Genomic DNA, 6,432 nt, shown 5'->3' with positions numbered 1-6,432 from the left:
CGCCGGCGACGAACATGCTGGCGAGCATCGGTCGGGCGATACGACGAAGCAGGGGCATCGGCGGCTCTCCGTTCTCGTTCGGTCCGGTCAGTATGCCCCTACCCGCTCCCCGGCTCCGGACACCTCGGCGGGGACACCCGGCCGGTCAGGTCAGCTCGACCTCGGTGAGCACCGGCCGGTGGTCCGAGCCCGCGAGCACCTCCGGACCGTCCAGCACCTGCGCGCGGACGACGCGGAGCCGCCGGTCGACGAAGACGCCGTCGATGCGCCGTCCTGGGCTGCGCGCAGTGAAGGTCGGCGCGTCGGCGCCGACGGCGGCGGGGCCGTCGCGGAGCTGCTCGGCGAGCGCCGCCCACGCCGGCTCGCCGGGCGTCTCGTTGATGTCTCCGGCAACGATCCGCGGCAGCGACGGGTCGACACCGACCTCCGGCAGGCGCCCGAACAGTTCGCGCACGTGGGCCGACCGGTCGTCGGGTTGCAGATCGAGGTGGATGCCGACGACCGCGAACCGCCGTCCGGCGAGTGAGCACACCGCCGCCGCCGCGCCCCGGTGGTGTGCGCCGCGGCGGTGCGACAGTCCCAGCACCCCGGCGCGTTCGACGTCGACGCCGAGCTGACACAGCAGCAGGTTGCCGGCCGCGGCACGGCCGCCGCTCAACACGACCAGGCCGCATTGCCGGGCGAACTCGGCGCCCCTAGTCCGCCAGCGCACGAAGCGCGGCGCCTCCTGGATCGCGACCACGTCGGGTGCGGCGGACCGCACGGCCCGGGCGGCCGCGGCCGCATCGTCGCGCAGCGACCGCACGTTGTAGGTGAGCACCCGCAGGGTCGTCACGGCACGATCACCGTGCCGGCGTCACCGAAGACGGTGTCGACGGTGTCGATGAGCGCGCCGATCACGGCCCGACCGCCGCACCCCTCGACGAAGTCGCAGCACGCTTCGATCTTCGGCCCCATCGAGCCCTCGGGGAACTCGCCCTCGGCCAGCAGCCGACGTGCCTCGGTCACGGTGAGGGACGGTACGGCGCGCGCCGCCGGCGTACCGAATCCGATCTGCACCCGCGGTACCTCGGTGAGGATCACCAGTTGGTCGGCCGAGACCAGCCGGGCGAGCTGGGCGGCGGTGCGGTCCTTGTCGACGACCGCCTCAACCCCGCGGTACACCGACCGGTGCAGGACCACCGGCACCCCGCCGCCACCGGCCGCGAGCAGCACGTTGCCGCCCTCGACGACGAGCCGGATCGGCTGCTCCTCGACGAATCCGAGCGGCATCGGCGAGGCCACGACCCGCCGCCACCGGTCGTCACCGACCTGTTGGAAGACGTGCCCCGAGGCGGTCGCGATCCCGTGCGCGGTGCGCTCGTCGTAGACCGGCCCGACCGGCTTCGTCGGTCGCCGGAACGCCGGGTCGCGGCCGTCGACGACGACCTGGGTGATCAGCGGAAAGACCCGCTGCGGCAGGTCGCGCGCCCGCAGCGCGTTGTCGATGGCCTGGGCGAGCAGGTATCCGATCTGGCCCTGGCTCTCGGCGCCGCAGACATCCATCGGCATCGGCGGCACCTCCGGCGCGGCGGCTTCCTGCTGCAGCAGGATCCGTCCGACCTGGGGCCCGTTGCCGTGAGTGAGGACGAGGGAGACCCCGCGGGAGACGAGTTCGGCGAGCCGGATGCTCGTCCGGCGCAGCGTCGACCGCATCTCCGCGGCCGAGCCGGTACCGCCCCCGGGGCTCAGCGCGTTGCCTCCCAGCGCGACGACCACCCGCACCGGCTGCCGACCTCCCTCGGTCCCCGGCGCGTCGACGGCAGACCTGCGGCCGCCCGTCCGCGGGGAGAGAGTTCATCCTCGCACGGCGCAGTCGATCTCAGACCCGCTTGCGGTTGCCCTTCTCCTGCTTCGGCGGCAGCTGGACGGCAACCTCGGCCGTGGCCTAGAGGTGGCGGCGCTGCGCGTCCTTGTCCCGCTCGTAGTCGGCGCGGGCCTGCCGGGTCGACTCCAGCGCGGACACCTCGGCGACGGGGACGTCCCACCACGCCCCGCCGTCCGGCGACCCGGCCAGCGGATCGGTCTCGATGTGGACCACGGTGGTGCGCGCCGATTCGCCGGCCTTGGTGAGGGCGGACCGCAGGTCGTCCAGGGTGGACGCCCGGATCACGTCGGCGCCGAGGCTTGCCGCGTTGGCGGCGAGATCGACGGGCAGCACCTCACCGTCGAGCTGCCGGGTGGCCGGGTCGCGGTAGCGGTACGACGTACCGAAGCGCTGCGACCCGACGGACTCCGACAGCGCGCCGATCGAGGCGAACCCCTGGTTCTGCACGAGGACGACGACGAGCTTGACGCCTTCCTGCACCGCCGTGACAAGTTCCTGCGCCATCATCAGATAGGAGCCGTCGCCGACCATGACGAAGACCTCGCGGTCCGGGGCGGCGAGTTTCACACCGAGTCCACCGGCGATCTCGTATCCCATGCAGGAGTAGCCGTATTCGACGTGGTAGCCCTTCGGGTCGCGGGTGCGCCAGAGGGCGTGCAGGTCACCGGGCATGCTGCCGGCGGCGTTGACGACGACGTCGCGTGGCCCGGCCGTCTCGTTGACGACGCCGAGCACCTCGACCTGGCTGGGCAGCGACGCCCGGCCCGACTGCGGATCGGGGTGGTAGGCCGAGTCGACGACCTGCTGCCATTCCGTGGCCCGGCGCGTGACTTCGGCGCGGTAGTCGTCGTCGACCCGCCAGTCGCCGAGTGATCCGGCGAGTGCGTCGGTCGTCGCCCGCGCATCGCCGACCAGAGCGAGGCCTGCCATCTTGTAGGCGTCGAAAGCTGCGACGTTGACGTTGACGAACCGAACGTCAGGGTTCGCAAAGACCGACTGCGAGGCAGTGGCGAAGTCGGTCCATCGGGTGCCGATGCCGATGACGACGTCGGCGTCCCGGGCGATCGCGTTGGCGGCGGCCGTCCCGGTGGCGCCGACCGCGCCGAGCGCGCTGGGGTGATCGAACGGCAGCGAGCCCTTCCCAGCCTGCGTCTCGCCGACCGGTACGCCGGTCGCGTCGCAGAACCGGCGTAGCGCGTCGGTCGCCTCGCTGTAGATGACGCCGCCGCCGGCGACGATCATCGGCCGGCGGGCACCCGCCAGCAGCGCGGCCGCCTCGTCGAGCGCGGTGGTGTCGGGCAGCGGCCGGCGTACCGGCCAGACCCGCTCGGCGAGGAACTCCTCGGGGACGTCGAACGCCTCGGCCTGCACGTCCTGCGGCAGTGCGAGGGTGACGGCTCCCGTCTCGGCGGGGTCGGTGAGCACCCGCATCGCCTGCAGGGCCGAGGGAATCAGCATCTCGGGACGCCAGATGCGGTCGAAGAAGCGGGACACCGGCCGGAAGCAGTCGTTGACCGACACGTCCGCGGCGCCGGGCAGCTCCAACTGCTGCAGCACGGGATCGGCGACGCGGGTCGCGAAGATGTCACCGGGCAGCAGCAGGACGGGTAGCCGGTTGATGGTCGCCAGCGCCGCGCCGGTGACCATGTTGGTGGCGCCCGGGCCGATGGAGCTTGTGCAGGCCAGGGTGGACAGCCGGTTGGTCATCCGCGCGTAGCCGACCGCGGTGTGCACCATCCCCTGCTCGTTGCGGGCCTGCCGATAGGGCAGCAGCGCGGGATCGTCGTGGGCGGCCTCGAGCAGCGCCTGGCCGATGCCGGCGACGTTGCCGTGCCCGAAGATACCGGAGCAGCCGGCGATCGCCCGGTGCCGTACGCCGTCGCGTTCGGTGTATTGCGCCGCCAGGAAACGGACCAGCGCCTGGCCGACGGTCAACCGACGCGTTCCTGTGCTCATCGGGCCCTCCCCGGTCCGCTCATCGGCACCCGCGGGTCGGCGGGCACCCCCTGCCACGACGCCCGGATCCAGGCGTGCGCCGGGTCGTCGCAGAACGACATCGTCCGCTCCGCTTCCGGGCCGGCCAATACGTTGAGGTAGTACAGGTCGTAACCCGGCGCGGCCATGGACGGGCCGTGGTAGCCATGCGGAATGAGGACGACGTCCCCGGTCCGCACCTCGGTCGCCACGTCGATCTGCCGGTCCGGACCGGAACTGTAGACGCGCTGGAATCCGAAACCCGCGTCCGCGTCGTGCCCGGCCACCTCGAAGTAGTAGATCTCTTCGAGAACCGCCTCGCCGTCGCGCTTTTCGTCGTGCTTGTGCGGCGGGTACGACGACCAGTTGCCGCCCGGCGTCAGTACCTCGACCGCGCACAGCTTGTCGGTCTCGAACGCACCGGGGGCGCAGAAGTTGTTGACCTGCCGGGTGGACCGGCCGGCGCCGCGCACCTCGACCGGGACGTCGGCGGCAGTCTGCATCCGGACCGGTAGCCGTCGCTCGCACCGCGCGGACGGGAGCGCGAACCGGCCGCCGCCGGTGCTCTCGATCACCGCCGCGGCGTCCCGTGGGAGGTAGACGAAGTCGGTCACGCCGGTGAAGACATCGCTACGGCCGACGAGGTCGTAGTCGTCCCCGCCGCACGACACCCGGCAGCCGCCGGACAACGGCAGGACGAGCATCTCCTCGTCGCCGGTGGTGAACTCGCGCCGGCCGCCGGGATGCAGCTCGAGCACCCGCAGCCCGGAGTAGGCCCAGCCGGCCGACTCGGGCGTGACGACGGTGGACAGCGCTCCGTCCGCGGTGGAGCGCGCGGGCAGCACGTGGTCGGTCATAGCAGGTCCGCCGCGCTGTCGACCGCCGCCGCGACGTCACCGTCGGCGGGATAGAGGAGGTTCCGTCCGGCGACGAGGCCGCGCACCGACGGCAGGGCGAGAGCCTTGCGCCACCGCAGGAACATCTCGCCGGGGTCGTTCTGCGTCTCGCCGCCGAGCAGGAGCGCAGGCAGCGTCGATGCCGCCATCACCCGTTCCATCTCCTCCACCACCGGCACCTTCAGCCAGGTGTACGCCGAGGTCGCGCCGAGTCCGGATGCCACAGCGATCGCCCGGATCATCGCGTCCGGTGCGAGGTCGGTCATCAGCCGACCGTCGACCCTCCTGGTCCAGAACGGTTCGACCATCGCGATCCGCCGCCGGCGGGCCAGCGCATCGACCGCAGCCGCGCACGACTGCAGGGTCGCCGCCGCGCCGGGGTCGTCGAGGGCTATCCGCAGCAGCATCTTGCCGCCGTCGAAGCCGCGCGCGTCGACGGCCGCCGCGTCGTATCCGGTGAACCGGTCGTCGAGCTCGTAGACGGCGCCGGCGAGCCCGCCGCGGTTCATCGACCCGAAGACAAGCTTGTCGTCGAGCGCACCGAGCAGCAGCAGATCCTCGAGTACGTCGGCGGTGGCCAGGACGCCGTTGACTCCCGGCCGGGCCAATGCCACCAGCAGCCGGTCGATCAGGTCGACCCGGTTGCCCATCGCCATCGGGTCGCCGCCGCTCGCCAACGCTCCGCGTGCCGGATGGTCGGCGGCCACGACGAGCAGCCGGTCGATATCACCCAGCGACGCCGGCCGGCGGGCGGCTGCCGCTGCGGCGATCGCGTCCGGCCGGTGGGCGCGGATCTCGAGCACCCGCTCGAGCCAGGACTCAGGCACGCCGCGCCTCCGCGGTCGGTCCATCGGCCCGCTCGTCCAGCAGCGCGAGAACGTCCTCGGCGTAAGGCATCGCCGCCGAGCAGGCGAGGCGGGAGGCGACGAGCGCGCCGGCGGCGTTGGCGAACCGCAGCGTCCGGTCGAGCGACCAGCCGGCCAGCAGTCCGTGCGCCAGTGCGCCGCCGAACGCATCGCCGGCACCCAGCCCGTTGACCACGTCGACCGGCACCGGCGGGACGACGACCGACTCCGTGCGGGTGCGGCCGAGCACGCCGCGCGGGCCCTGCTTGACGACGGCGATCTCGACACCGAGATCGAGCAGCGCATCGGCCGCGGCGTCCGGATCCTTTGTGCCGACGGCGACCTCGACCTCCTCGAGGTTGCCGACCGCGACCGTCGCGTGGCCGAGGGCCGCGCGCTGCCAGCGTCCGGCGTCCTCGACCGACGCCCAGAACATCGGCCGGTGGTCGAGGTCGTGCACGGTGTGCGGCCGGTGCTCGCGGGCGGCGAGCGCCGCGAGGGTCGCCGAGCGGCTGGGCTCCTCGGACAGCCCGGTCCCGGTGGTCCAGAAGACGCCGGCGGCACGGATCGCGTCGAGGTCGAGTTCGTCGACGTTGATCTCGAGATCGGGCGCCTTCGGGTAACGGTAGAAGTAGATCGGGAAGTGATCGGGCGGGAAGATCTCGCAGAAGGTGACCGGCGTCGGGTAGGCCGCCACCTCGCTCACCCACCGGTCGTCCACACCGAACTCGGCGAGCGCCCGGTGCACGTAAACGCCGAACGGGTCGGCGCCGGTGCGGGTCACCACCGCCGTACGCCGGTCGTAGCGGGCGGCGGCGACCGCCACGTTGGTCGCGCTGCCGCCGAGGAA

General features: G+C 72.6%; 6 protein-coding genes. All 6 read right to left on the bottom strand.

What is annotated here, in order from left to right; translation table 11 throughout:
- Window positions 1-145: 145 nt before the first annotated feature.
- Window positions 146-835 carry an endonuclease/exonuclease/phosphatase family protein gene (locus VGH85_09620; protein ID HEY2174052.1) on the bottom strand — a complete coding sequence of 230 codons (690 nt, stop codon included), beginning with the start codon at window positions 833-835 and terminating at the stop codon, window positions 146-148.
- Window positions 832-1,764, bottom strand: a complete 933-nt coding sequence (locus tag VGH85_09615; GenBank protein ID HEY2174051.1) for a carbamate kinase — start codon at window positions 1,762-1,764, stop codon at window positions 832-834. Before VGH85_09615 ends, VGH85_09620 begins: the two co-directional genes overlap by 4 nt.
- Before the next feature lie 163 nt (window positions 1,765-1,927).
- Window positions 1,928-3,823, bottom strand: a complete 1,896-nt coding sequence (gene iolD, locus VGH85_09610; GenBank protein ID HEY2174050.1) for a 3D-(3,5/4)-trihydroxycyclohexane-1,2-dione acylhydrolase (decyclizing) — start codon at window positions 3,821-3,823, stop codon at window positions 1,928-1,930.
- Entirely contained in the window at window positions 3,820-4,698 is an 879-nt protein-coding gene (gene iolB / locus VGH85_09605) for a 5-deoxy-glucuronate isomerase (GenBank protein ID HEY2174049.1), read from the bottom strand. Before iolB ends, iolD begins: the two co-directional genes overlap by 4 nt.
- Entirely contained in the window at window positions 4,695-5,564 is an 870-nt protein-coding gene (locus VGH85_09600) for an aldolase (protein HEY2174048.1), read from the bottom strand. Before VGH85_09600 ends, iolB begins: the two co-directional genes overlap by 4 nt.
- Window positions 5,557-6,432, bottom strand: an 876-nt coding sequence (gene iolC / locus VGH85_09595; GenBank protein ID HEY2174047.1) for a 5-dehydro-2-deoxygluconokinase, incomplete at its 5' end; no start/stop codon positions are given. The genes iolC and VGH85_09600, both read right to left, overlap by 8 nt.

The organism is Mycobacteriales bacterium, assembly GCA_036497565.1.
In the GTDB taxonomy this organism is placed as follows: domain Bacteria; phylum Actinomycetota; class Actinomycetes; order Mycobacteriales; family QHCD01; genus DASXJE01.
This window is presented reverse-complemented; position numbering and strand designations above follow the sequence as displayed.

What these genes read in the sequence shown, in the direction of transcription:
- iolB (HEY2174049.1), bottom strand. Translation starts at nt 4,698, where the DNA reads ATGACCGACCACGTGCTGCCCGCGCGCTCCACCGCGGACGGAGCGCTG.
- iolD (HEY2174050.1), bottom strand. Translation starts at nt 3,823, where the DNA reads ATGAGCACAGGAACGCGTCGGTTGACCGTCGGCCAGGCGCTGGTCCGT.